The 22,366-nt window shown below is 61.5% G+C and carries 18 protein-coding genes; 4 read left to right on the top strand and 14 right to left on the bottom strand.

The annotated features are described in order from the left end of the window. Positions 1 to 48: 48 nt before the first annotated feature. The 3 genes from praA to M2497_RS14405 all read right to left on the bottom strand — a co-directional run bounded on the left by praA (position 49) and on the right by M2497_RS14405 (position 3,250). On the bottom strand, positions 49 to 543 hold the full coding sequence (gene praA, locus M2497_RS14415; protein ID WP_071487971.1) for an alkane oxidation protein activator PraA: 495 nt from the start codon (positions 541 to 543) through the stop codon (positions 49 to 51). 133 nt (positions 544 to 676) lie between these two features. Beyond that, on the bottom strand, positions 677 to 1,957 hold the full coding sequence (locus M2497_RS14410) for an alkane 1-monooxygenase (protein WP_248488079.1): 1,281 nt from the start codon (positions 1,955 to 1,957) through the stop codon (positions 677 to 679). A 294-nt stretch (positions 1,958 to 2,251) separates the two neighbouring features. Next, positions 2,252 to 3,250, bottom strand: coding sequence for an alpha/beta hydrolase (locus tag M2497_RS14405; RefSeq protein WP_248488078.1), 999 nt, complete (start codon positions 3,248 to 3,250; stop codon positions 2,252 to 2,254). Between the two features lie 266 nt (positions 3,251 to 3,516). Between M2497_RS14405 and M2497_RS14400 the strand changes: the two genes are divergently transcribed. From M2497_RS14400 to M2497_RS14390, 3 genes are read left to right on the top strand one after another with little or no spacing between them, the layout of a single operon-like run. Continuing rightward, a complete protein-coding gene (locus M2497_RS14400) occupies positions 3,517 to 5,055 on the top strand; it encodes an NAD(P)/FAD-dependent oxidoreductase (protein WP_248488077.1) in 1,539 nt (512 codons plus the stop codon). Then, the gene (locus M2497_RS14395) at positions 5,052 to 5,942 is read left to right on the top strand and encodes an SDR family NAD(P)-dependent oxidoreductase (RefSeq protein ID WP_248488076.1); all 891 of its coding nucleotides are present in this window, start codon (positions 5,052 to 5,054) and stop codon (positions 5,940 to 5,942) included. The genes M2497_RS14400 and M2497_RS14395 overlap by 4 nt, the downstream gene beginning before the upstream one ends. Before the next feature lie 15 nt (positions 5,943 to 5,957). Next, complete coding sequence (locus M2497_RS14390) at positions 5,958 to 6,791, top strand: metal-dependent hydrolase (RefSeq protein ID WP_248488075.1); 834 nt, start codon at positions 5,958 to 5,960, stop codon at positions 6,789 to 6,791. On the opposite strand, the gene M2497_RS14385 is transcribed toward M2497_RS14390, so the two are convergent. Further along, on the bottom strand, positions 6,788 to 8,863 hold the full coding sequence (locus tag M2497_RS14385) for an EAL domain-containing protein (RefSeq protein WP_248488074.1): 2,076 nt from the start codon (positions 8,861 to 8,863) through the stop codon (positions 6,788 to 6,790). The genes M2497_RS14390 and M2497_RS14385 overlap by 4 nt on opposite strands. A 202-nt stretch (positions 8,864 to 9,065) precedes the next feature. Between M2497_RS14385 and M2497_RS14380 the strand changes: the two genes are divergently transcribed. Next, positions 9,066 to 9,395, top strand: coding sequence for a DUF6388 family protein (locus M2497_RS14380; protein ID WP_248488073.1), 330 nt, complete (start codon positions 9,066 to 9,068; stop codon positions 9,393 to 9,395). Between the two features lie 4 nt (positions 9,396 to 9,399). Here the strand turns inward: M2497_RS14380 and M2497_RS14375 are convergent, their stop codons facing one another. Genes M2497_RS14375 through M2497_RS14330 form a run of 10 tightly spaced genes read right to left on the bottom strand, consistent with a single transcriptional unit; the run spans position 9,400 to position 22,358 of the window. Beyond that, positions 9,400 to 10,245, bottom strand: a complete 846-nt coding sequence (locus tag M2497_RS14375; protein WP_248488072.1) for a serine/threonine-protein kinase — start codon at positions 10,243 to 10,245, stop codon at positions 9,400 to 9,402. Next, positions 10,242 to 10,955: a PP2C family serine/threonine-protein phosphatase gene (locus M2497_RS14370; protein ID WP_248488071.1), complete on the bottom strand. Its 714-nt coding sequence runs from the start codon at positions 10,953 to 10,955 to the stop codon at positions 10,242 to 10,244. The genes M2497_RS14375 and M2497_RS14370 overlap by 4 nt, the downstream gene beginning before the upstream one ends. Beyond that, a complete protein-coding gene (tssM, locus tag M2497_RS14365) occupies positions 10,952 to 14,326 on the bottom strand; it encodes a type VI secretion system membrane subunit TssM (RefSeq protein WP_248488070.1) in 3,375 nt (1,124 codons plus the stop codon). Before tssM ends, M2497_RS14370 begins: the two co-directional genes overlap by 4 nt. Before the next feature lie 15 nt (positions 14,327 to 14,341). Then, positions 14,342 to 15,205: a type IVB secretion system protein IcmH/DotU gene (icmH, locus tag M2497_RS14360; protein ID WP_248488069.1), complete on the bottom strand. Its 864-nt coding sequence runs from the start codon at positions 15,203 to 15,205 to the stop codon at positions 14,342 to 14,344. 4 nt (positions 15,206 to 15,209) lie between these two features. After that, on the bottom strand, positions 15,210 to 16,538 hold the full coding sequence (tssK, locus tag M2497_RS14355) for a type VI secretion system baseplate subunit TssK (protein WP_248488068.1): 1,329 nt from the start codon (positions 16,536 to 16,538) through the stop codon (positions 15,210 to 15,212). Position 16,539: 1 nt separating this feature from the next. Next, positions 16,540 to 17,034 carry a type VI secretion system lipoprotein TssJ gene (tssJ, locus tag M2497_RS14350; protein ID WP_248488067.1) on the bottom strand — a complete coding sequence of 165 codons (495 nt, stop codon included), beginning with the start codon at positions 17,032 to 17,034 and terminating at the stop codon, positions 16,540 to 16,542. Beyond that, positions 17,031 to 18,203: a type VI secretion system-associated FHA domain protein TagH gene (tagH, locus tag M2497_RS14345; protein WP_248488066.1), complete on the bottom strand. Its 1,173-nt coding sequence runs from the start codon at positions 18,201 to 18,203 to the stop codon at positions 17,031 to 17,033. Before tagH ends, tssJ begins: the two co-directional genes overlap by 4 nt. A gap of 16 nt (positions 18,204 to 18,219) precedes the next feature. Then, positions 18,220 to 18,351: a type VI secretion protein gene (locus tag M2497_RS14340; RefSeq protein ID WP_248488065.1), complete on the bottom strand. Its 132-nt coding sequence runs from the start codon at positions 18,349 to 18,351 to the stop codon at positions 18,220 to 18,222. A 42-nt stretch (positions 18,352 to 18,393) separates the two neighbouring features. Continuing rightward, positions 18,394 to 19,929: a sigma 54-interacting transcriptional regulator gene (locus tag M2497_RS14335; protein WP_248488064.1), complete on the bottom strand. Its 1,536-nt coding sequence runs from the start codon at positions 19,927 to 19,929 to the stop codon at positions 18,394 to 18,396. Next, a complete protein-coding gene (locus tag M2497_RS14330; RefSeq protein WP_248488063.1) occupies positions 19,926 to 22,358 on the bottom strand; it encodes an AAA family ATPase in 2,433 nt (810 codons plus the stop codon). Before M2497_RS14330 ends, M2497_RS14335 begins: the two co-directional genes overlap by 4 nt. Positions 22,359 to 22,366 lie beyond the last annotated feature (8 nt).

Raw genomic sequence — 22,366 nt, 5'->3', positions numbered from 1 at the left:
CCCTTTCCAGCCAAATCTCAATTCAATTACCGCTGCAACATCCGACGGTTATTCAACAACTTTGAAGTTCGGCGGCATCTTGATCGACACCGTCTTGATCTTGCAGTCTTCGCCAATCGGTACATTGGCGGCTTCCAACTTGCCGGTGGCGTTATCCCAAGTACCATCGGCGGTCGAAGGTCCGCACTTTCCGCCCAGACCGAATGCATGCACATCCACGCTGATCTTCGACATGGAACCGCTCTTGGTGTCTTTGGCGACTAACACCCATGGCAAGTTGATGGCTTCCACGCGGCTGCACTTGAGGCCGCCGTCGAATTCAACTTTGTCGACATTCACCGAGGAGCCATCGGCCGCAACTTTGCCGGCCACTTTGATAGTGCAGTCGGCGCTGATCAGCGCACCCTTGGAGAAGCTGATGGGGCCTTGGGCGGTAAAGGCGCTGCCCGCCGGTTCGATGCGCGCAGCCTGGGCCTGGTGATACGCGATCAGGCCCAGCGCGGCCAATACGATGTGGGTGGTGAACTTGGCAGGTGATTGCATGGTGTACGTCCTTCCCTTTAATTATTTTTGTTCGGGTCAAACCACTGTGTTGCAACTGATTTTGTAAACCTTGGGCGAAGTTAGCCTGCGCGGCACGCAGGCCCCGAGTACGCCAACAACCGGTTAGTTGAACTTAAAACGGTTTGGCGCTGTTACTGTACTTCTCCAGGTACTTCAACCGCTGTGAGGGCTGAAGATTGGTCAGGGAGATATCCCCGGCATAATGATTCAGCACGCGATGGTCCATGCGCCGCCGCCACAAGTACGGCACATAGGCCCAGACAATCATGCTCGCGTAGCCATAGGGCAGTTGCGGTGATTCATCAAAGTGGCGCAACGACTGATAACTACGGGTCGGGTTGGCATGGTGATCAGAGTGCCGTTGAAGTTGGAACAGAAAGATATTGGTAACAATACGGTTGCTGTTCCATGAATGCCGTGGCGAGCAACGTTCATAACGTCCGTTGGGCAACTTCTGGCGTTTAAGGCCGTAGTGCTCCACATAGTTCACGACTTCCAGCAACGAGAAGCCGTAGATGCCCTGGATAATCAGGAACGGAATCACTGCCGCGCCCAGCCAGGCGATCATCGCGCCCCACAGCACCACGCTGTACATCCAGGCGCTGAGCACACCGTTCTGCCAGTGCCAGGCCGGCAAACCGAGTTTGCGCAGGCGTTCGCGCTCCAGGTTCCACGCCGAGCGTGCACTGAACCACACCGAGCGTGGCAGGAACGCCCAGAAGCTCTCGCCCAACCGCGAACTGGCGGGGTCTTCCGGCGTCGCGACACGCACGTGATGGCCACGGTTGTGTTCGGTGTAGAAGTGCCCGTAGAAAGTCGGTGCCAGGGTGACCTTGGCCAGGAACACTTCCAGCGCGTTGGGCTTGTGCCCCAGCTCATGCGCCGTGTTGATCGCGATGCCGGTGGCGGCGCCGGTCGACATGGCCATGCCCAGGTAAGTGAACCAGCTCGGTTCGCCATGCAGTTGCGTGCGTGCAGTGATGTAACTCGCGGCGTGAGACAGCCAGCTGGACGGCTCCAGGTTCGCGGCAGCCTGCAACAGGCCGCCCTGGATGATCCAGTCGATTCCGCCGGCGGCGAGCCAGCCCGTGATCACCACCGAGGAGATGACAAACAACACGCCGGTGTAGACGATCCAGCGATAGTAGCTTTGGGATTCGAGGTGGCTGACGGCGGATTCGGGCGGGTTGCTCACGTCTTCACCGAGCAAGCCATCGATCAACGGGATCAGACCGAAGATCACCAGTACACCGACCCACCAGAGTTGCTGGATACCGGTGCTGATGGCCAGTGCGCCGGAGAGCAACGGGGTGGCCAGGGGCATGATGCCCAGCCACCACAGGTGACGTTTGCCGTCGGTCCAGATGCTTGGGGCTGCCAGGGTCTGATTCATGGCAGCCTCCGTGGCAGGGAGGCAGGAAACAGGTTCAGGGAGCGCTGAAGGCTCCAGGAAATCAACCATGCGATAAAAGACGTTTTTTTCATTTTTATTCGCTCTTAGGCATTTCAAAAATCATTTCAAAATAAACATTGAAATATTTTTTTAAAGAAATAGCGCGGAATCGTTAGGTCGTCAACTACTTTTTCGAGGCCTTTTTTGCGTGACCGTGCAGTCTCTTTTTCAGCTGTTGGGTCAGGTCTCTAGGGCAAGCATTTCGGACAGTCAAACCCGCAACGAGGGTCACGATTATTTGTTCGCCAAGGCAAATGGCGGATGCAGGATCGCGGCGGTCTGTGCTGGCCGCGCCCGCTTGGCCAACTGCTGGACTGCCTCGACCACCCGTTCGGTGGCGGTGATCGGCAGCATATGCCCGCGCCCTTCCACTACTTGCAGCTTCAGGCCCGGCACCTTGTCGGCCAGGGCCTGGCCGTGCTTGCGAAAGTCCAGGACCTTGTCCCGTGCGCCGTAGATCAGGCTGATGGGCAGCGTCAGTTGCGGGTAGCGCTTGACCATGTCCGGCAGGTGGTCGTTGACCAGGGCGATCTCGCTGGAGGCTGCATAGAAGTTGTCAGGACGCATGCCCAGCAGCCCGCCGCCACGGGTGGCGAAGTCGTCCGGGGCACTGTCCGGTGCGAACACGCCCTTGACCACCGAGCGGCGCGTCAACAGGCCCATGGGAACCGTCAGGGTGCGCGACACCCAGCGCCTGAGCCAGGCAGGTCGCACAGCCAGTGACCAGAACACCAGTGGCAAGGTCGGTTGAGGGTGCGTCAGGGGCGCCACCAGTATCAGCCCCGACACCGCATGGGGATGGTCGAGGGCCAGCGCCAGGGAAATCGCCCCACCAAGGGAATGCCCCAGCACCAGCGGTTTATCCAGGCCCAGCGTATTGATAAACGCCGCCACCTGCCGTGCCTGGGCTGGCAAGTCCGCAGGGGTGCCTTTATGACGTGTGGAATAGCCCGACCCCGGTCGGTCGAGGCTGATCACGCGAAAGTGCTCGCGCAACTGGCCGGACAAGGCATAGGTCAGGTTGCGACTGCTGCCCATCAGCCCGTGAATCATCACCAGCGGCGGGCCTTTGCCTTCCTCGTAATAATGAAAGCGCTCGCCGTCCACCTCCAGAAAGCGCCCGTTGATCGGAACGGCGGCTTCGATACGCCGCGTCATCCATGTACTGAACCCCCACAAAACGGCGCTCGCGCCTACCAACACAGCCGCAGCGATAACCCATTCAACAGCCATAGCTCGGTCCTCTGCATCCCTGCTGCCGGCGACCTGACCGGAATTGATCAAGGCCTCGGCCATCGTCCACACCCTGGACCCAAACTGCGTGCCTGTACGTCGGACAAGTGGCACATGAGAGACCTGGGACTAGCGTAGGCGATATTTTCAGGTAGATTATTTAAAATCTTTTTTAAAATAAGTAATTCAATTTTTCTTTGCAATGGTGTTCTATCTAAAAGACAAAACAAGAAAGGAGCACATCCGATGCCCACGAGGGACTGCTTATGAATGCCCAGAGTGATTCAATCGACATCGCCATCATCGGCTCCGGCTTCGCCGGCCTGTGCATGGCGATCAAGCTCAAGGAGGCCGGGTTCACCGACTTCTTTATTGCCGAACAGGCCGACACCCTCGGCGGCACCTGGCGGGACAACCACTACCCGGGCTGCGCCTGCGATGTGCAGTCCCATGTGTATTCGTTTTCCTTTGCACCCAACCCGGCCTGGACACGGCAGTTCGCGCCGCAGGCGGAGATCCGTGCGTATCTGGAGCAATGCGCCACGCGCTTTGGATTGGCGCCCTGCCTGCGTTTCGGCATGGGCTTGCAGCGCGCGGTGTTCGATGAGCACCTGCAACGCTGGCAATTGAACTTCAGCGATGGCCGCCAGGTCAGCGCGCGGGTGCTGGTGTCAGGCATGGGCGGCCTGTCGCGCCCGGCGTTACCGGATATTCCGGGTCTGGACAGCTTCAAGGGCAAGCGCTTCCACTCCCAGCAGTGGGACCACGACTATTCCTTGAAAGGCAAACGCGTAGCGGTGATCGGCACCGGCGCCAGTGCCATTCAGTTCGTGCCGCAGATCGCGCCGCAAGTGGCCCATATGGACCTGTTTCAGCGCACGCCACCGTGGATCATGCCCAAGCCCGACCGGGCGATTACGCCTTTGGAGCGCTGGCTGTTCAAGCACCTGCCCTTCACTCAGCGCCTGGTGCGCGGTGCTTTTTACTGGGCGCTGGAAGGCCGTGTAGTGGGCTTTGCCCTGCACCCACGGCTGATGAAAATGGTGCAGAAAATCGCCCTGCGTCACCTGCACAAACAAGTGGCGCGCCCGTCTCTGCGCAAGACCCTGACCCCGGACTACACCATCGGCTGCAAGCGCGTACTGATTTCCAACGACTACTACCCCGCCTTGTCGCGCAGCAATGTCGAGGTGGTCACCGATCACGTGCTGCGCATCGAAGCCGACGGTGTGATCACCGCCGACGGCATCAAGCACCCGGCCGATTGCCTGATCTTCGGCACCGGTTTCCAGGCCACCGATCCCCTGCCCCGCGACTGCATCATCGGGCGTGGCGGTGTGGACCTGATGGACACCTGGAAAGACGGCGCCCATGCCTACAAGGGCACCACCGTGCCTGGCTATCCCAACCTGTTCCTGATCGTCGGCCCCAACACCGGCCTGGGGCATAACTCGATGATCCTGATGATCGAAGCCCAGGTGACCTACATCCTCGATGCGCTCCAGCACATGCAGCGGCAGCGCATCGCTACGGTGGACGTCAAGGCGGCCGTGGAAAGCGCCTACAACCAACAGCTGCAAGCCAAGCTCAAGCGCACCATCTGGAACACCGGTGGGTGCCAGAGCTGGTACCTCGACCCGCGCACCGGTAAGAACACCACCCTGTGGCCTGGCTCGACCTGGCGCTTCAAGCAGGTCACCCGCCAGTTTGCACTCAAGGATTATGTGGTCGACCTGCTGCCGGTCAACACGCCCAGCCGCCCCGTGCCGGCCCCCCACTCCACCCCGGAAGGCAGTCTGTCATGAAGTCATTCAATGGCCGCGTAGCGGCAATTACCGGCGCCGCGTCCGGCATGGGCCGCGCCCTGGCATTGGCCCTGGCGCGTGAAGGTTGCCACCTGGCGCTGGCGGATAAAAACAGCCAGGGACTGGAACAGACCCTGGCGCTGATCAAGACCTCGACCCTGGCCCCGGTGTCGGTCACTACCCAGGTGCTGGACGTGTCCGATCGCCAGGCCATGGAGGACTGGGCCGCACGCTGCGCGGCCGATCACGGCCAGGTCAACCTGGTGTTCAACAATGCCGGGGTGGCCCTGTCAAGCACGGTGGAGGGCGTGGACTATGCCGACCTGGAATGGATCGTCGGTATCAATTTTTGGGGCGTGGTGCATGGCACCAAAGCATTCCTGCCGCACCTGAAAGCCTCGGGCGACGGCCATGTGATCAACACGTCCAGCGTATTCGGCCTGTTCGCCCAGCCCGGCATGAGCGGCTACAACGCCACCAAGTTTGCGGTGCGCGGCTTTACCGAATCCCTGCGCCAGGAACTGGACCTGCAACGCTGCGGCGTGTCAGCCACCTGCGTGCACCCCGGTGGCATCCGCACCGACATCTGCCGCAGCAGCCGTATCGACGCGAACATGACGGGTTTCCTGATCCACAGCGAACAGCAGGCCCGCGCTGACTTCGAAAAGCTGTTCATCACCGATGCCGACCAGGCCGCCAAGGTAATCCTGCGTGGCGTGCGCAACAACAAGCGCCGCGTGCTCATCGGCCGCGACGCGTATTGCCTCGACCTGCTCGCCCGTTGCCTGCCGGCCGCCTATCAGGCCCTGGTGGTGTTCGCCAGCAAGCGCATGGCGCCCAAGCCGCGTACGCCGGTATTTGAAACCAATGACGAACCCCGTCTCTGAACAGGAGCACGCACTATGTTGCCGATCCGCCGTGACATCCATTTCGCCCTGCCCGCCGAGCGCATCAAGGACTGGCATGAACAGGGCCCGTTCATCACGCATTTCTTCAATGCCCTGTCGCTGCTGTTTCCCCAGGGCGAGCTGTTTTTCATGGACAGCGTGCGCCACTACCGCCAGCACATCGACGACCCTGCTCTTAAAAAAGAGATCCAGGGTTTCATCGGCCAGGAGGCCATGCACAGCCGTGAACACGTGGCCTACAACGACTTGCTGCAAGCCGCCGGGCTGCCTGCGCATACACTCGACCGGCGCCTCAAATTCATCCTCGACCTGCAGAAAAAGCACCTGCCACCGTCCTTCAACCTGGCGGTCACCATTGCCCTTGAGCACTACACGGCGATGCTGGCTGAAATCCTGTTGAGCGACCCTTCACGCTTCGGCAATTCACTCAAGGGCTATCAGCAGATGTGGTATTGGCACGCCCTGGAAGAAACCGAGCACAAGGCCGTGGCCTTCGATGTGTGGAACCGCGTGATCAAACCCGGCCCCAAGCGCTACCTGTTGCGCACCGGCACCATGCTCACTACCACGGTGTTCTTCTGGCTGGTGGTGTTCGACTTTCACCTGCGCTTGCTGATTGCCGACCGCAAGTCGGGTGGGCACCTGAGGGGTTTCTGGCGCATGTTGAAGTTTTTGTATGGGCACAAAGGTGTTTTCCCACGAATGCTGGTGCCGTGGCTGCACTACTTCAAACCCGGTTTTCACCCCTGGGACCACGACAATCGGGCGCGCCTGGCCGGGATCGATGGCCTGGTCGAGGAGATCGAGCAGGCCCAGCGCGGGTATTAAGCCTGCGCCAAGGCGGCGCGTTCACGTACAAACCCTTGCAACTGATCGCCCGGCAGCGCCTTGCTGAAATACCAGCCCTGGATAATCAATTCGGCGCCGGTATTCAGGAAGGCCAACTGCTCGGCAGTCTCGACGCCTTCCACCACCACGCCCAGGTTCAGCGCCTCACAGAAGCGCAGCATGCCGGTCATCACCTGGGCGCCCTTGGGGTCGTGCTGGGCCACCACGAAGCTGCGGTCGATCTTGATGAAGTCCACCGGGAACTGGTGCAGGTAACTCAGGGCCGAGAAGCCAGTGCCGAAGTCGTCGATATACACCTTGGCACCGATAGCCTGCAGCTTCTGGATGGTCTGGCGCGTGACCTGGATATCACTGACCAGCGCGTCTTCGGTGATCTCTACCGATACGTGCCCATGGGCCTGGGCCAGGATCTCCACCAGGCGTTCGCCATAGGCGGCGTCGGTCAGGGTCGCGCTGGAAATATTGATGGTCATCGGCAGGTAAAAACCGAGTTTCTGCCACTTCTGGTACTGGCGAACCGCCTGGGATGCCACCCACACATCCACATCCGGCATCAACCGTGCCTGGGCCAGCCATTGCAGGAATTCCCACGGCGAATGCACCGTGCCCTGGGCGTCGCGGGCACGCATCAGCGCTTCACACCCGGTGCACAGGCCGGTACGGGTCGAGACCTGCGGTTGGAATTCGAGGTAGAACTCATAGTCGCTGATCTGCTGGATGCGGCTCAGCTCCAAGGCCTGGCGCGCCAGGGTCTTGTGGGAGGCGAGTACCGGGTCCAGCTCGCGCAGGCGGCCCTTTTCTTCAAGGCCACGGAAGGTCATGTCCAGGGACTTGAGGTACACCGTGCCCCCTTCGCTGGCCTGGCGATGGATCGCCCGCACATACGGCGCGTACACCAGAGTGCCCAGGCCCAGCAGCGCCACTTGCAGTGCCACCGCAGCCAGGTCGCCGTGGGTACTCAGATAGGCATTGAGCAGCACCGGCGCGGTGAACGGCACACTGACCACCGCCGGCGACACCCAGCCCATCTGTACCACCGTCAATGCCAGCATGGCATTCAACGCCGGGACGATCAGAAACGGTATGAACAAACGCGGGTTGAGGATGATCGGCAAGCCGAACAGCAGCACCTCACTGACGTTGAACAGTGACAGCGGCAGACTCGCCACCGCCAACAGGCGCATGGACTGGCTCTTGGAGAACAGCAGGATGGCCAGCAACAGGCACAATGCACCGCCCGAGCCACCGATAAACGCAAAGCTGCCCAACAGGCCACTGTTCAACACATATTTGAGCGGCTCACCCGCCGCCTGGGCCGTGCTGTTCAGCACCACGGCCTGGTCCAGCACATCGAACAGCGGTTGCATCGCGTACACACCGTGTATGCCGAAAAACCACAGCAGCGAATTCATCAGCGTCACGAACAGACCGCTGCCGTAGGGCGATTCCAGCGCGTCGAGGACCTGGGGGCCTTGCAACTGCGCCACATACGGAATCTGCAGCAACAAGGACAGCACCACCACCAATACCAGGGCGGTGATAGCGCCTGGCAGCACCATATTAATGGTGCCCCGCAGGTTGTGCCCCACCAGGTCTTCGTTGACCAGACGGGTCCAGCGGTAGCGGTGCAGCCAGGCAATGGCAGGAACATTCAACAGTGGCGAGGCAATGGCGATAAACAGCACAAAGGTGGCCGAGGCCCGGGGATAGTCGCGCAGAATAAATGTTGCCACCACCACATGGGCCAGGCACAGGAATGCCACGGGCAATTGCGGCAGGCGATGCTGGATCGCCAGCATGTAACCGATGGACGCGGCCACCAGCAACGGGATCACGGAACTGATCTGGTTGTGCAGGCCGGCGAGGAACGCCACCACCTGGGGGTCAAAGCCAAGGACGCGAGCACATTCCGACAGAATCAGAAAGCCCGCCGAGACCAGCAGGCAAGGCAGGATCCACAACAACCCTTCGCGGATCGCCCGCAGCGATTCAGTGCTGGCCAACGCGGCCAGGCGTTGGGTGAAGAAAAGCTTGAACAGCGTTTGCGCCATGACCCATCCCTCTGCCCATCGCCCACTGTCCCTGCAGGGCAGGGCTGGAAGCACCGGCTAACGCTACACGTCCTGGCCCAATCAGCGAAAGCCTTTTGCCATTCATCTGGGTGAATTTTCCGTATCGGATAACAGGCCAATCGCCGAATCTGCTTCAATGAAGCCTATCCGCCTCCCCCTGACCTGTGTTTGGAGTAAGCCTTTGTCACAACCCGGTGATAACCACCAGCGCGCGCTGGACAAATTCCTTGATGAACACCCCGAAGTCGCCGCCGAACTGGATACCCTGAATCCGCTGGCTGCGCAGGCCAGGGGCGAAACCCTGGCCCAGTACCGCGCCGAACGCTTGCATGAAGCCTTTGAAGCGCAAGCTGAACGCCAGGGCCTGTTTGCCTGGGAGCTAACCCTCAAACTGACCGCCGACTCCTGCGAGGCCTTTGAAGCCCAGCGCCTCGAAGTGCACAAGGAGGTGGCGCAGATGGCTGGCCTGAGCTGGGTCGAGTACTGCCAACTGCACGACCTGCCCCGCTAACGCACTACCCCAGGAACCAGAGACGGCGCCTGCCCCCCAGCACTTCGCGCAACTCGGCGACCGACACCGTTCGTTGTTCAGGATCCATCGCCAGTGCCGAACACACAGCGGGCCAGCAATGCCTGGGCAGTTGCCTCGGCCTCGGCAGCGGCTGATGCTGCTGACGTTCGCCGGGGCGCCTCCCTTCGGCCAGTTCATAGAGCACGCTGGCAACCCCGTATAAATCCGCACGGGCTGACGGAAGCCCGCCGGCCATCAGCTCCGGTGCCGCATACGCAGGGGTCCAGGCATTCAGGCGACTGCGGCTCAAGCCGGGCAATCCTGCCCTTGCCTGCGCTTCAGCATGGCCCAGGCCAAAATCGAACAAGCGTACCCCCTGCTCCCCCACCATGATGTTCGCCGGTTTCACATCGCCATGCAGGACCCCTTGTCGATGGGTGTACGCCAGTGCATCCAGAAGTTGCACGGCGATGGGTTGCAACGCTGGCCACGCCAACCCTTGCGGGCATTCCGGGAGCAGGCGGTCCAGGGTCAGGCCGGGCATCACTTCCATGGTGAAGAATGCCAACTGGTGCGCTGTGTCGACCTCGAAAGAAAAGGCCCGGACCACGTGTTCATGGCGCAGGCTTCGGGTCAGGGCGAACTCGCTGTACAGCAACACGTGGGCGTCGGTGGACGCACAGAGCGTCTCTCCCAACAGCTTCAGCGCCACGCGCGCGTCCGGTTCGCCAAACGCCTCATGTAGCAGATCCCGGGCACGATAGACCACCCCCATGCCCCCTGAACCGAGCATTCGCTCCAGCTGGTAGCGCCCCGCAAGCAGGTTCGGCGGGCCGGCTGCGGCGTTCATGGCTGCACCACCACCGCAGTGAGGTCATCCTGTGCAGGCCCACGTAGCACGTCGCTGAACAACCGCTCCACCACCTGCCCTGGCGTGCCGGCATTCATCGCGCGCCCCAGTTCCCGGTGGCTGAGCCCTTGGTACAGGCCATCACTGCACAGCAAGAACACATCGCCTGGGTGGGGACGCAGTTCCAGTATCTCCAGACTCAGCGGTTTTCCCGCGCCAATGGCACGAGTCAAGGCGCGGGCGTCTGGATGAGCGCGGGCCAGTTCCAGGCTCAAATGCTGCTTGTCCATCAGTTGCTGTTGCAGGGAGTGGTCCCTGGACAGCTGATACAAACGCTGCCCTCGCCAGAGATAACATCGGCTGTCCCCTGCCCAGATGCACGCCGCGCGGTCACGCTCAAGCAACAGTACAACCACCGTACTGCCCACAATGCCTGAGGGACCATCGGCCGCTTGCAACTGGCTGTCGAGCCCGCGCAGGCAGCGTTGGACGGCCTCGACCCGCTGATCGAAGCTGCCTTGCCCTGGCAGCGCCGCGAGACTGCTGACCACCCTTTGACTGGCCACATTCCCCGCATGATGCCCGCCCATTCCATCGGCGACCGCCCAGCAACCGCGTTGCGGGCAATCGAGGAACCCATCCTCGTTACGCGCACGACGCTTGCCTTGCGCCGTACGGCCGGCACTTCGCCAAGGGTGCGCGCGGTTCACAATTGCTCCGGCAGGCGAAAGCCGCGCCATGTAGCCATCTGGAACGGGCTGGGGCTGCGTTGGCTGGTGAGCAGGTAGTTGGCACGCAGGCCGGCCAGGTCGGCCTTGAGTATCTGTGCATCCCTGCCGCTGGCCGGCTCGTTTTGCATCAATTCGAACAGCCGGAACAACGACCAGGCCCCCTGGTCTTTTTCAATGCCCAGCGGTCGCTCCGTACCGCGCTCCAGTACCAGGCTGCTGCGCCCATTGTCCGCATCAATCGGCCAATGGAACGCCATCGGCACGATGGGGCCGTGACGGTATTCCAATTGCTGATCGCCCACCCGCAGCGTCGCCCGGTTGACGGCCTGGTCCAGGCTGTAGGGCGCCAGCGTGAACAGAACGGTCCAATCCCCCTGGTCTGCGCTGAAGAACCCTTGGCGAATCACCTGCGCCCGGGTCAGTTGGTCGAGCAACGAGCGTGAAACAGGCAGGCTGCGGCCCTCAAGGCCCCGCAAACGATAGCGGCTCCCCTCGACACTGACGAACGGCCGCAGGTAGCTGTCATAGAAGTGCTCCATCACCCCCCGTGGTTTAAAGAACGACTGGAAATCACCCAGGGCAACATCGCTGCCGGCATCGGCATTGAAGGGGTAGCGGTGCCGGATCGCCTTCACATAAAAACCATACACCTCACTGTGATAACGCTGGTTCACATACCCATAGGCGTCATCCAGCAGATGGCGCCAGGTTTGCTCGGCAATCCCGTCCAACCAGCCCTTGAGCGGCTGCGGCAGGCGAGCAGCAGCGTCACGCAGGTTGCCCAGCAGCGGCTGCTGTCCATCCATGCGTTGCCTGGCCATCTTGAATGCGGCCTGCTCGGGCGAACTGTCACGGTTCAGTGTCGAGACTTGCAGGTGCAGCTCATCCAGCAAGCGCAAGGCCTGGGTCAGCTCGGCGGTCGGGTTCTGCTCTTCATCCAGCAATAGGTGCAAAGGCTCGAAACGACGCAGTAAAGCGCGCCGGGCAGTATCCGGCAGCGTTTGGCGCGGCAAGGCTCGGGTGAGCAAGCCGGACACCGGCGCGCCCAACTCAGCGACCTGCTGGCTCACCGCTTCAAGCCGCTCATGGGTCGGCAGCAATCGCGTGTGTTCACGCACCTGCCGCAACAGCAACACCAGCGCCGACTGGGCGGAAGTGAAGTTCGCGAGCTGCTGCGCATCGTGCCTCAGGTCGTCGCTTTCCAGTAGCCTGACTCGACCCAGCGCATCACTCCAGATGTCGGCGTACTCGCTGAAGTAACGCTGTTCCAGCTCCAGCATCAGCTTGCGCAAGTCCACGACGCTGAGGTCTGCGGCCTCGCCAAGCACCCAGTTATCCTGGGCGATGGCATTGACCAACTGTGGCCCCTGGCTTTCGAAAAACTGCAGGTATTTACGCGTATAGAAACCCGGGATGGGCGGCTCAACCCTGGAAAACGCGGGGTTTTCAGCGAGGCGCAAGGGTTCCAGGTGCCGCGCTTGCTCGCGCAGTGTCCGGTAGACCACCTCTGCCATTGGCTCACCGCGCAGCACCAGGCGGGCATGGGCGACCAACTCATCATTCAGCGGGGCCAAAAAACCCTGTTCAACGAGCCGTGCAACATGTTCGTTCAGGCGTTTGTGTGTCGATGCATCCTCGATGTACCCAACAGTCCGCAGCCCCGCCACTTGCTCGGCCAACCAGGCCTTATCACGTCGCTCGGGCAGATTGAGCATCAGGTAAGCGCGCAGGCTGTCGAGCAACTGCTCGCGATCACCCAGGCTGTCACGTACCTGTTGTTCGAGCCGTAGGGTCACGTAGGGCAGCAATTGCTGATGCAGGGCTTGTTCGTAGGCGCTGCTCAATAACGGCCGACTCATCTCGCCCTGATACAAGCCGCCCCGCTCAACCCAAGGTACTTTGGCCGCCGGTGGAAACACCCCTGTGGCCGCCAGGCGACTGTCCAACAGTGCGAGCAACGCCAGGCTGGCGTCCGCTTCGGGTTGGCCTACGGACTTGGGGTTGATCAGCTCCCGCAGTTGCACCAGCCGCTGATGGTTGAACGCGTAACTGTGCGCCCACAGCGCCCCGGCAGCACCCACAACCAATGAGGCGGCCAGCGCCATCAACCCGTGGCGTCGACGGATGCGCTGCCGCTCCGGGGCACGCAACCCGGCAAGACCGGCCTCGGCAAAAATCACCCGATTGAACAGGCCCTGGGCAAAATGGGCACGCACATCATCTGTCTTCGCGCAGGTCAGGTAGAACCCGCGCAAGCCGTTGATTCGCTGGTAGCGATGGGCGGCAAACACACTCTCGATAAACAGGCAGACAAACTCGCCCAGGCGCGCAAGATGCTGAGGAAAACCCAGCATGCGGCCTCGGCGCTCAAGGTTGCGTTCCTGATGCAAGCGCGGGATCAGCTCGGCCGCCACGCGTTGCAACAAGGCGTCGAATGTTTCGCGTACCTCGGCGACTTCCATGCCTGCCGCAGCCGCCACCAGGCGCTCACCCAGCCAGTCTTCTGTGGCGTCGCCCTGCCGCGCATCAAAGAACTCGGCAAACCCGGCCAACCGATCAAGCTGGGTCAGCACCAGATACACCGGCACATCCACCTGCAGTGACTGCTGAATGTCCTGCAAGCGGTTACGCACATGGCGCGCGTGACGCTCCAGGTCGTGTTCGTTGCTGCGCAACAGCGTACCGACGGACAGCGTCACCACCACGCCATCGAGCGGCCGTGCCCTGCGCCATGACTTGAGCATGTCCAGCATTGTCGACCATCCTGCTGCATCGACACTTTGGTCGGGTTGGCTCAGGTATCGACCTGCCATCTCGACCACCACCGCATCGTCTGCAAAATACCAGTCACAGTACGAGGTGGCGCCTGGCTGCATCGGGTGCGTCCGGTCGAGCGCCGTCGGCAACCCGGCAGCGGCCAGCAAGTCGGTCTTGCCGCTGCCCTGCTCGCCGATCAACAGGTACCAGGGCAATTCCTGGCGCGAACGCTCACTGCGCTCGCCGTAGCGCTGCGCGGTTTTCAACGTCTGCAGCGCTTCCTTGAAGCGCCCCCGCACCTGCGCCACTTCGTCATTGATCAACCCCTGCTGCTGAAGATGTTCACGCTGCCCAGGCTGATCCAAACGCGCGGAGCGACGTGCTCCCACCACCACCATCGCCAATCCCCATAACAGCAGCATTGCGCTGATGGTCAACAACCGGGCCGTCGAACCCTGCCAGAAACGGTAGTCGTCTACCGCCAGCAACGGCCCGACGAACCACACCAGCAGCGTGCCGGCCAGCACCAGCAACAGGCTCCATGCCCAACTCTCGCGCAGCACCCTGCCCACGCGTTTGAAGAATGCGTTCATTCATTGCTCCCAGCGTTACAAGGGCGTCCGAGACGGCTCTGCCAGCGAAGATTGGAAAGCATGCAAGGTCGCCCTGCGCTCCTGCCCCAGCATCCAGGCGAACCCCGAATACACCACCAGCAGACACGCCAGCACGCAGACTGCGGCCCAGGCAGCAGAGACAATGCGTATCCGTGCCCGAGCGGTCCCGTCGGCGTCTGCTACAGGGGTTAACGGCGGCTGATCGCCGCGCACATGCCTGATCTGGCGATACACCGCGTCGTGTACGGTTTCGAGCTGCGCCCTCCCCCGCTCCATGACGCGGTATTGGCCTTCGAACCCCAAGGACAGGCACAGGTACATCAACTCCAGCAGGGCCACATGCTTGACGGGGTCGCGGGACAAGCGCTCGAGCAGTTGGAAAAACTTTTCACCGCCAAAGGTTTCGTTATGGAAGCGGCTAAGCAGGCTGGTCTTCGACCAGTCGCTACGGCCACCCCACGGCGTAGTGACCACGGCTTCATCAATGACACTGCACAGCACGTAACGCGCCGACATCACCTGGCTGTTCTCGGCGCCCAGATACAAGGCATAGGCCTCGAACGCATTGATGCCTGAGGAAAACTGCTCATTGAGTGCCTGCTGGCTTTCGCGACCGGGGTTGGCCTTGAGCTGGACCACTTGCAGCAAGAGTTCCCAAGCCGCGGTCAACAGCACATTGGGGCCACTCTTGAAGTGCCGTGTACCTTGCAGCTGGGCGCAATAGATCATGCGGTCTTCCAGTTGCTCGAAGCGTGGCGGCGACGGAAAGTCCGTAACGGCTGCGTGCGCCGGGCCGAGACCCTCACGGTCAAGCAACACGGTTTTTTCGTCTTGCGGGTATTCACTGTCCATAGTCATGACGTCAGTTCCTGATAGCCCAGAAGTTGAGTTCCAGCTCGGCAAACTCGCCGCTGGCGTGGAAGGCGAAACCACCTGATTGCTCCAGCTGTGCAATGTCACGGGGGCTGAGTTCGAGCATGAAATAGGTCTTGCCGGCGTGGAACGGAATCTGCCGCGGCGCTACCGGCAACGGCTTGACCTTGATCCCGGCCAGGTGCAGGTTGACCAGTTCGCGGATGCGCTCCACCGGTCCGATCTTGAGATGGGCCGGCAGTCGATGACGCAGCTCCTCGGTATCGCACTGGGCAGTGGCCGCCAGGATGAAGGTGGCCGTACCGAGTAACTTGAGGTCGCTCACCGGGCAGACCAGCACCCCGTACTGACGGGGTTGCAGCGTCAACTCGACCGCCTGCTGTTCCAACACCAGCGACAGCACCGTACGAAGGCCTTCCATCAACCCGCGAAAGCTCGCGCCCTGATCGCCATGCCGGTATTGCACCGGAAATTGCGCACGTTTGTTGTCGTTGGAAAACGTGCACAGCTCACCGAAAATCGACAGCAACTCCCGATACACCACCTCCGGGCGCACCTGGGTCTGGCTCAGGTAGTGACGCAATCTCAACTCCGCACGATTGATCAACTGCAGCATCAAAAAGTCGCCGACCTGTGCGCTGGCGGAAGCGCCGTTTCCCTGGATGCGAGCTGCAATCGCATCGCCACGGGTCGCCAGCAGGCTGGTGATTTCGTTGATGCAAGACGCCACATACCCCGAGCCCTGGAGGTAGATAAACGTCGGTACAAAATCCGCATCCAGCCTCACACCACCGTCCTGGGTCGAATCCACCACCCGGGCAACCTGGAGTTTCACGTAGAAAGGGTCACCGGGCGGCTCGCCCAGCATCAGGCGCAAGTCCGGGCGCGCGCATTTGATCTGGCAACGGGAGTCGACCCCGGCAGCGGAGTCACCGATCTCTGCATCACAGGCGACATAGCGCGCCAGGACATCGCTTTGCTCCTTCGAGCGCACCTCGATCTGATTGTCAGTCGCCAGCGGCAGCGCCAGGTACACAGCCTGCCTGCCTGGATTGGCAGGCACCTGCAACATCAGGGGTTCCAGGGTGCCGCTCAGCTCGAACAGGCTGCCGTCCGGTAACACTCCGCTGGCCTGGTTCACCACAATCTTGCCCAGGTTGAGGTACTGCACATCGACTTCCAGGCTCAGGAAACCCCAGGCATCACTGTTCAACAGCCGGGTATGGTTGAGTTGCCGATGGTAGTAGCGGTCGCTGTGCTGCAAGTGTTGGGGCCTCAGCAGCATGCCCTCTTGCCAGATAACGTTGTGGATCTGCATCTCAGTCCTCCGTCCTGTCAGGTTGAGTTGCTGCCATCCGGATACCCGTCTGGTCCAGCACGATGTCGGCACGGGTCAACTGTCCGGGAGCCAAAGGCAGCACCCATCGCCATTGCACATGGGGCAAGTCACGATAGGCCGCCAGCACGCCGACATAGCGACTGCGCGGCTCGACACTCAGCTTGAGCGCCAGCCGTTCGCCGGGGCGCAGTTCCAGCTCCTCGCCGCTGACCCAATCCTTGGGCAGTGCCTGCTCGGCCCGGCCGTAGAGGCTGAAGAAATCAGCGTTTTCAAAGGCCACCGGATGCCGCAGTTCCAGCAATTGCACCACCACGGGCGAGGGGCGGCCGTGAAGGTCGGGGTTGACCTCGTCGCTGGCCGTCAATGTCAGGTCCAGCTTGGTGAGGGTGGAAAAAGGTGAAAAGGTGCTGCATCCCGCCAGCAACCCCAGCAGTAGCAGCGTTGATAAGACAGCGACCCGAGACCGGCCAATCATCCTGCGTACCCCGCGTGAAGCGTGGAGACCAGGCGTACCTGTTCCTCATAGGCCTTGCAAAAGTCATGACGCAGCATCTGCTCATCCAAGGGTTCCTCGTCAGTCAGTCGCCTGTAATGGCGTTGGTAGGCCCGCCAATGGGCGCCATCGCTGAAGAACCTGGGTGCATTGCCGTCACGTTCAAAGCGCAGCAGCAGGCGCCCAGGCGCAAAGGCTGCCACTGCACCGCGTACGGCAGCCCGACAGGCCACGACCAGAGCCAGTTGATGAACCTGCAAGTCTCGGTACGCCTGGTCGACCGCTTGCTCGGCAGAGAACTGATCGGACTCACCGTCGCCGAGCAAAAAAGCCAGGGCGGCATGGCTGTCGGCGCAGTTTTTCAACGGATTGCGGGTATTGAGCAGCGGAACCGCCAATAAGCCGTGGACCTCGCTGTTGAGTTCATCACGGGTTCGCAGGCTTTGCTGCAACCCTTCGAGGGTTTGCCTGAACAGGCCCGCCACCTTGATCGCCAGGGCTTCGCGCCCCGGCGTATCAAGCGAATCCACCTGCATGCCCAATGCGTGGGCGAACTGCGCCCAGAATGCTTGCGAGGTTGCCGGTGGTGGCGTGACAGGGCCAGGTGACACAACGTCTCCGGCTGGCTCAGCCCATTGCGGCACGACCAGGTGATCGTGCTCCACCGTGCCCTGACGTAACGCTTCGAACGCTGCCTGCGGCGTGGTGTCCAACGCGTCCAGCTCTGCTAAGGAATTGCCGAGCCGTGCCTCGCGATCCAATGCTTCGACAGGATCCAGCCCCAGGAACGCATCGTCTGGAATCGTGTGTTGCCGAGCAACAACCGGCCCTGCCTGCAACACCAGGCGGGCACGGATATCCAGCAGCCCAAGTTGGTACACATCGCCGTCACTGATGAGCCGTGCCTGTCCTTTGCACAGGCGCTCCATACTGCCCGACACACCGATACCGTTGCTGCTGATATCCGTCAGGAAATAGCGGCCCTCTCTAAAACTGACCAGGGCGTGGTGACTGGAAATCAGACGGTTGGCATCCGCGAGCACCCAGTCACAACTCGACTTACGTCCGATCACGCCACCGACCCCGTCAAACGTCTTGCGCTCAGGTGGCTCCCCGCTTGCGGTGCTACAGAGTTCAAACATCAATTGCATGACAGCGGCCCCCTGTTCAGTGCCCACGACGAGTCGCATGGGGGTCACCCAACGGACGGTAGTCGGCATCATCAAAGACATAATTGGCGTTACAGCCACTCAACAAACTCAGCGCAAGCACCAGGGCTTGCCACGGATGAAAAGGCATCAGGTATCTCCCATGAAAATAAGCGGCCCGCACGTTCCCTGCTCAACCCTCCTCGCGGGCGTCCCCCACGGGGATTTTCAAGCGCGCCAGGCGGTAAAGCAGCGTGCGCCGCGCAACGCCCAACTCACGGGCGGTACGGGTGCGATTGCCACGGTTCTTGTGCAGGCAATCGATCAGGAACACCCGCTCTACCCGCTCCAGGCGTTGGCGCAACGTCGCATCGACTGCCCCAGTGGCAGCCGGCACCGGCAAGGACAGGTGTGCCGGCAGGATCACGCCGTCGTCACAGAGCAGCACCGCACGTTCCACCAGGCATTTGAGTTCGCGGACATTGCCGGGGAAGGCGTGACCCGAGAGTTGATCAAGGGCTGCATTCGACCATTCCACCGGCACACGCCCAAGGGCGGCAGAGGCTTGATGCGCGAATTCCCGCGCCAACAGCAACACATCGCCGTCGCGCTCACGCAGAGGCGGCAGTTCGATGGGAAACTGTGCGAGCCTGTAGTAAAGGTCCTCGCGAAAGCCGCCTTGGGCGACCATTGCGGCGAGGTCACGATGGGTTGCGGCGATGATGCGTACATCCACCTTGTGGGCCGTACTGGCGCCCAACGGACGCACTTCGCCCTCCTGCAAGACCCGCAGCAATTTAGCCTGCAGCGACAGCGGCATATCACCGATTTCGTCGAGGAGCAGCGTGCCGCCGTCAGCGCTGTCAAACAGCCCGGTGTGGTTACGCTCAGCCCCAGTGAAAGCACCTTTGCGATAACCGAACAGCTCACTTTCCAGCAGCCCTTCGGGAAACGCCGCACAGTTTTGCACCACAAAGGCTTTGCTCCCGCGCGGCCCCGCAGAATGGATCGCCCGCGCCACGACCTCCTTGCCTGTACCGGTCTCGCCACGCAGCAACACGGTGTAGGGCGTATGCAGCACCTTGCCGATCAGACGATACGTCTCGTCCATAGCCGTACTGCTGCCGATCAACCCGTACGCTGAACGCGGCGCCGGCAGGCAAGCCTGGGGTTGGGCAACACGTGCCGTGGCACACTGACACCGCAGTAAAGCGCGCTGCATCAAGGCAAGGCTGCCCAGTTGGCTCAAGGCGGCGGTGTAGGCCTGCAGGTTTTTCCGATGCTGGCTGGCACACAGCAACACACCCTTGATGCCCTTGCCTCGGTCAAACAACGGCACACATGCCAACGCTTGCCAGGGGGTCGCCATGACCGGCAGGAAACCGTACTCGTACACGCTGCCTGAGTGTGCTTCCAGGCTGAGCGCGGTTTGCTGGTTCAGCACATAGTGCAGCACCTGTTCATGCTGGAAATCCTTGGTACAGGCCGGATCGCCAGGGCAAGGCATGCCGTGCAAATGCTGGGCGATCAGTTCAAGCCGGCCAGTGGATTCGTTGCGCCAGTACCATTGGCTGAGGTCACACTCGCTCAGTTGCGCCGCTGCGGCGACACACAAACCGGGGAGAGTGGCTGCGTCGTCCGCGCTGCCCAGGCGGATGAACCCGTCAAGCAGCGCATCGGAACAGGCCGCCGAACGGGGCAGCAGAGTGAGCAGCCGATCCTCCCTCATTGGCTGAACTCACAGGTTGGAACACCGTTAGCCGCCAACCGCGCATGGACCTGTGACACAGGTTCACCTCGGGCCATGGCTTGCAACCGCCGATCGACCACCTGCGGCAACAAATGCAGCTCGATCCATTGATCGATATAACGCGCACCACTGTCATCGTGGGCGCACCGCTCGGCCATGTGCTCAACCAGCTCCGGCGTGTAGCTGAATGCCAGGCTGCGCAGACTCAAGCGTTGTCCCAGGCGTTCGAGCTTGAGCCTTGCCAAGTCATGCAGGACGTCATCCGTGACCGGGTAATACGGCACGACACGCATCCTGGCCAATAACGCGGCTTTGAAGTGGTCCCGCAATTGCGGCAGGATCGCCTCATGCAGCGTTTGCACGTCAGGTCGCCGGCCGCCTGCGCACAATTGCCCGATGCGCTCACTGCCCAGGTTGGACGTCATCAGGATCAGCGTGTTGCGAAAGTCGATTTCCCGGCCTTCCCCATCATTGGCCAGGCCCTTGTCGAAAATCTGGTAGAACAGGTTCAACACTTCCGGGTCGGCCTTCTCGACCTCATCGAGCAACACCACCGAATACGGGCGTTGGCGCACGGCTTCCGTCAACACGCCGCCCTCGCCAAAACCGACATAACCGGGCGGTGCGCCAATCAACCGGGACAGGGAATGTTTTTCCTGGAACTCCGACATGTTAAGGGTGGTGACGAAGCGCTCACCGCCATACAGCAGGTCGCCAAGGGCCAGCGCCGTCTCAGTCTTACCCACGCCACTGGGGCCGACCAGCAGGAATACGCCGACCGGCGCGTCAGCCTTGTTGAGCCCGGCAGCAACCGCACGCAGGTTGCGGTCCAGGGCCTGCACCGCTTGCTCCTGGCCGAGAATGCGCAGGCGCAACGCATCGGCAAAACCCAGCACCCGGTCACTGTGCTCAAGTGCCAGTTGTTCAACCGGGATCCCCGTCCAGGCACTGATGACCTGAGCCACCAGGCGGGGGCACACCTGCTGCGTGGTTTGCTGCTGTTCAAGCCAGCGTTGCTCATGGTCCAGGCGCTCACCGTCCAGCGTCTCCATACGCTGGTCCAACGCGTGCAAGGTCTGTTCGTCCACGGGAAAACCTTCGTCCCGGTCTCGACTCAATGCCTGAAGCTGCCGCGCGCCTTCCGCCTGTTCTGCATAAAGGTGTTGCAACGCCTCAGGCGCGGTCTCGCGGCGAGTGCGCAAACGAGCGCAGGCGGTATCCAGTACATCTACCGCCTTGTCGGGCAACTGACGCCCGGCCAGGTAACGGGCGCTCATCTGCGCCGCCGCGACCACCGCATCGTCCCGCACGTAAACGCCATGACTGCGCTCATACACCGGGACTAGTCCGCGCAGGATCGAGATCGCTTGCTCGACGCTGGGCTCACCGACCCGCACAGGCTGGAAACGTCGCGCCAATGCCGGGTCTTTTTCGAAGTATTTCTTGTATTCCGTCCAGGTCGTCGCAGCGATGGTGCGCAACTCGCCGCGGGCCAGCGCCGGCTTGAGCAGATTGGCGGCATCGGACGCACCCGCCTGCCCACCCGCTCCCACCAGCGTGTGCGCTTCATCGATAAACAGGATCATCGGTTTCACCGCGGCGTTGACCTCATCGATCACACCCTTCAGGCGTCGCTCGAACTCGCCCTTGATACTGGCACCGGCCTGGAGCAGGCCCATATCCAAGGTCAGTACCCGCACCTCCTTGAGAGACTCGGGCACCTGTGCAGTGGCCACCCGCAGCGCGAGGCCTTCGACAACGGCTGTCTTGCCCACTCCGGCTTCGCCGACCAGGATTGGGTTGTTCTTGCGTCGACGCATGAGTATGTCGATCAACTGGCCGATCTCAACGTCACGACATAACACCGGGTCAATACGCCCTTCATGGGCCTGGCGTGTCAGGTCGTGAGTGAAGCGCTCCAGCAGTGATTCGCCCTGGGGCGCGGGGTGTGTACGAGACGCCTGACCCGACACGAACGCCTGCACACGCTGTGGATCCAGCCGGCTCAGAAAAACCTGATAGGCGCTGCCCGCGTGCTGCAGCGGATGACGCAAGAGCGCCAGCAACAGGGCGCCGTGATCGACCTCAATGTGTCGCAGTTCCAAATGAGCAACCATCGAAGCCTGTTGCAGCCATTGCACCAGTGCCTGGGCAAACACCGGATTGCGTGACGCACTCGCCTCCCCCTTGGTTTGCAGCGTGGCTTGCAGTTCTGCGGTTTCAATATCGGCATCCTTCAGCGCCCGCACCAGCAGGCCATCGTGATGTTCCAGCAGGGTCAACAGCAGGTCTTCCACCAGCACTTCCCGGCCGCCGCGCATGACGCAGCGCTCGGCGGAACGCTCCAGGTCTCGGCGGGCCTGGGGGGTCAATGCCTGGATAAGTTGTTGCAGGTCCACATTCATCATCCTGATTC

It is taken from the genome of Pseudomonas sp. CYM-20-01 (genome assembly GCF_023169845.1).
Classification (GTDB): domain Bacteria; phylum Pseudomonadota; class Gammaproteobacteria; order Pseudomonadales; family Pseudomonadaceae; genus Aquipseudomonas; species Aquipseudomonas azotoformans.
This window is presented reverse-complemented; position numbering and strand designations above follow the sequence as displayed.

Coding starts and splice junctions, on each gene's coding strand:
- praA (WP_071487971.1), bottom strand. CDS start 543: ATGCAATCACCTGCCAAGTTCACCACCCACATCGTATTGGCCGCGCTG.
- M2497_RS14410 (WP_248488079.1), bottom strand. CDS start 1,957: ATGAATCAGACCCTGGCAGCCCCAAGCATCTGGACCGACGGCAAACGT.
- M2497_RS14405 (WP_248488078.1), bottom strand. CDS start 3,250: ATGGCTGTTGAATGGGTTATCGCTGCGGCTGTGTTGGTAGGCGCGAGC.
- M2497_RS14400 (WP_248488077.1), top strand. CDS start 3,517: ATGAATGCCCAGAGTGATTCAATCGACATCGCCATCATCGGCTCCGGC.
- M2497_RS14395 (WP_248488076.1), top strand. CDS start 5,052: ATGAAGTCATTCAATGGCCGCGTAGCGGCAATTACCGGCGCCGCGTCC.
- M2497_RS14390 (WP_248488075.1), top strand. CDS start 5,958: ATGTTGCCGATCCGCCGTGACATCCATTTCGCCCTGCCCGCCGAGCGC.
- M2497_RS14385 (WP_248488074.1), bottom strand. CDS start 8,863: ATGGCGCAAACGCTGTTCAAGCTTTTCTTCACCCAACGCCTGGCCGCG.
- M2497_RS14375 (WP_248488072.1), bottom strand. CDS start 10,245: ATGAACGCCGCAGCCGGCCCGCCGAACCTGCTTGCGGGGCGCTACCAG.
- tssM (WP_248488070.1), bottom strand. CDS start 14,326: ATGAACGCATTCTTCAAACGCGTGGGCAGGGTGCTGCGCGAGAGTTGG.
- icmH (WP_248488069.1), bottom strand. CDS start 15,205: ATGACTATGGACAGTGAATACCCGCAAGACGAAAAAACCGTGTTGCTT.
- tssK (WP_248488068.1), bottom strand. CDS start 16,538: ATGCAGATCCACAACGTTATCTGGCAAGAGGGCATGCTGCTGAGGCCC.
- tssJ (WP_248488067.1), bottom strand. CDS start 17,034: ATGATTGGCCGGTCTCGGGTCGCTGTCTTATCAACGCTGCTACTGCTG.
- tagH (WP_248488066.1), bottom strand. CDS start 18,203: ATGCAATTGATGTTTGAACTCTGTAGCACCGCAAGCGGGGAGCCACCT.
- M2497_RS14340 (WP_248488065.1), bottom strand. CDS start 18,351: ATGCCTTTTCATCCGTGGCAAGCCCTGGTGCTTGCGCTGAGTTTGTTG.
- M2497_RS14335 (WP_248488064.1), bottom strand. CDS start 19,929: ATGAGGGAGGATCGGCTGCTCACTCTGCTGCCCCGTTCGGCGGCCTGT.
- M2497_RS14330 (WP_248488063.1), bottom strand. CDS start 22,358: ATGATGAATGTGGACCTGCAACAACTTATCCAGGCATTGACCCCCCAG.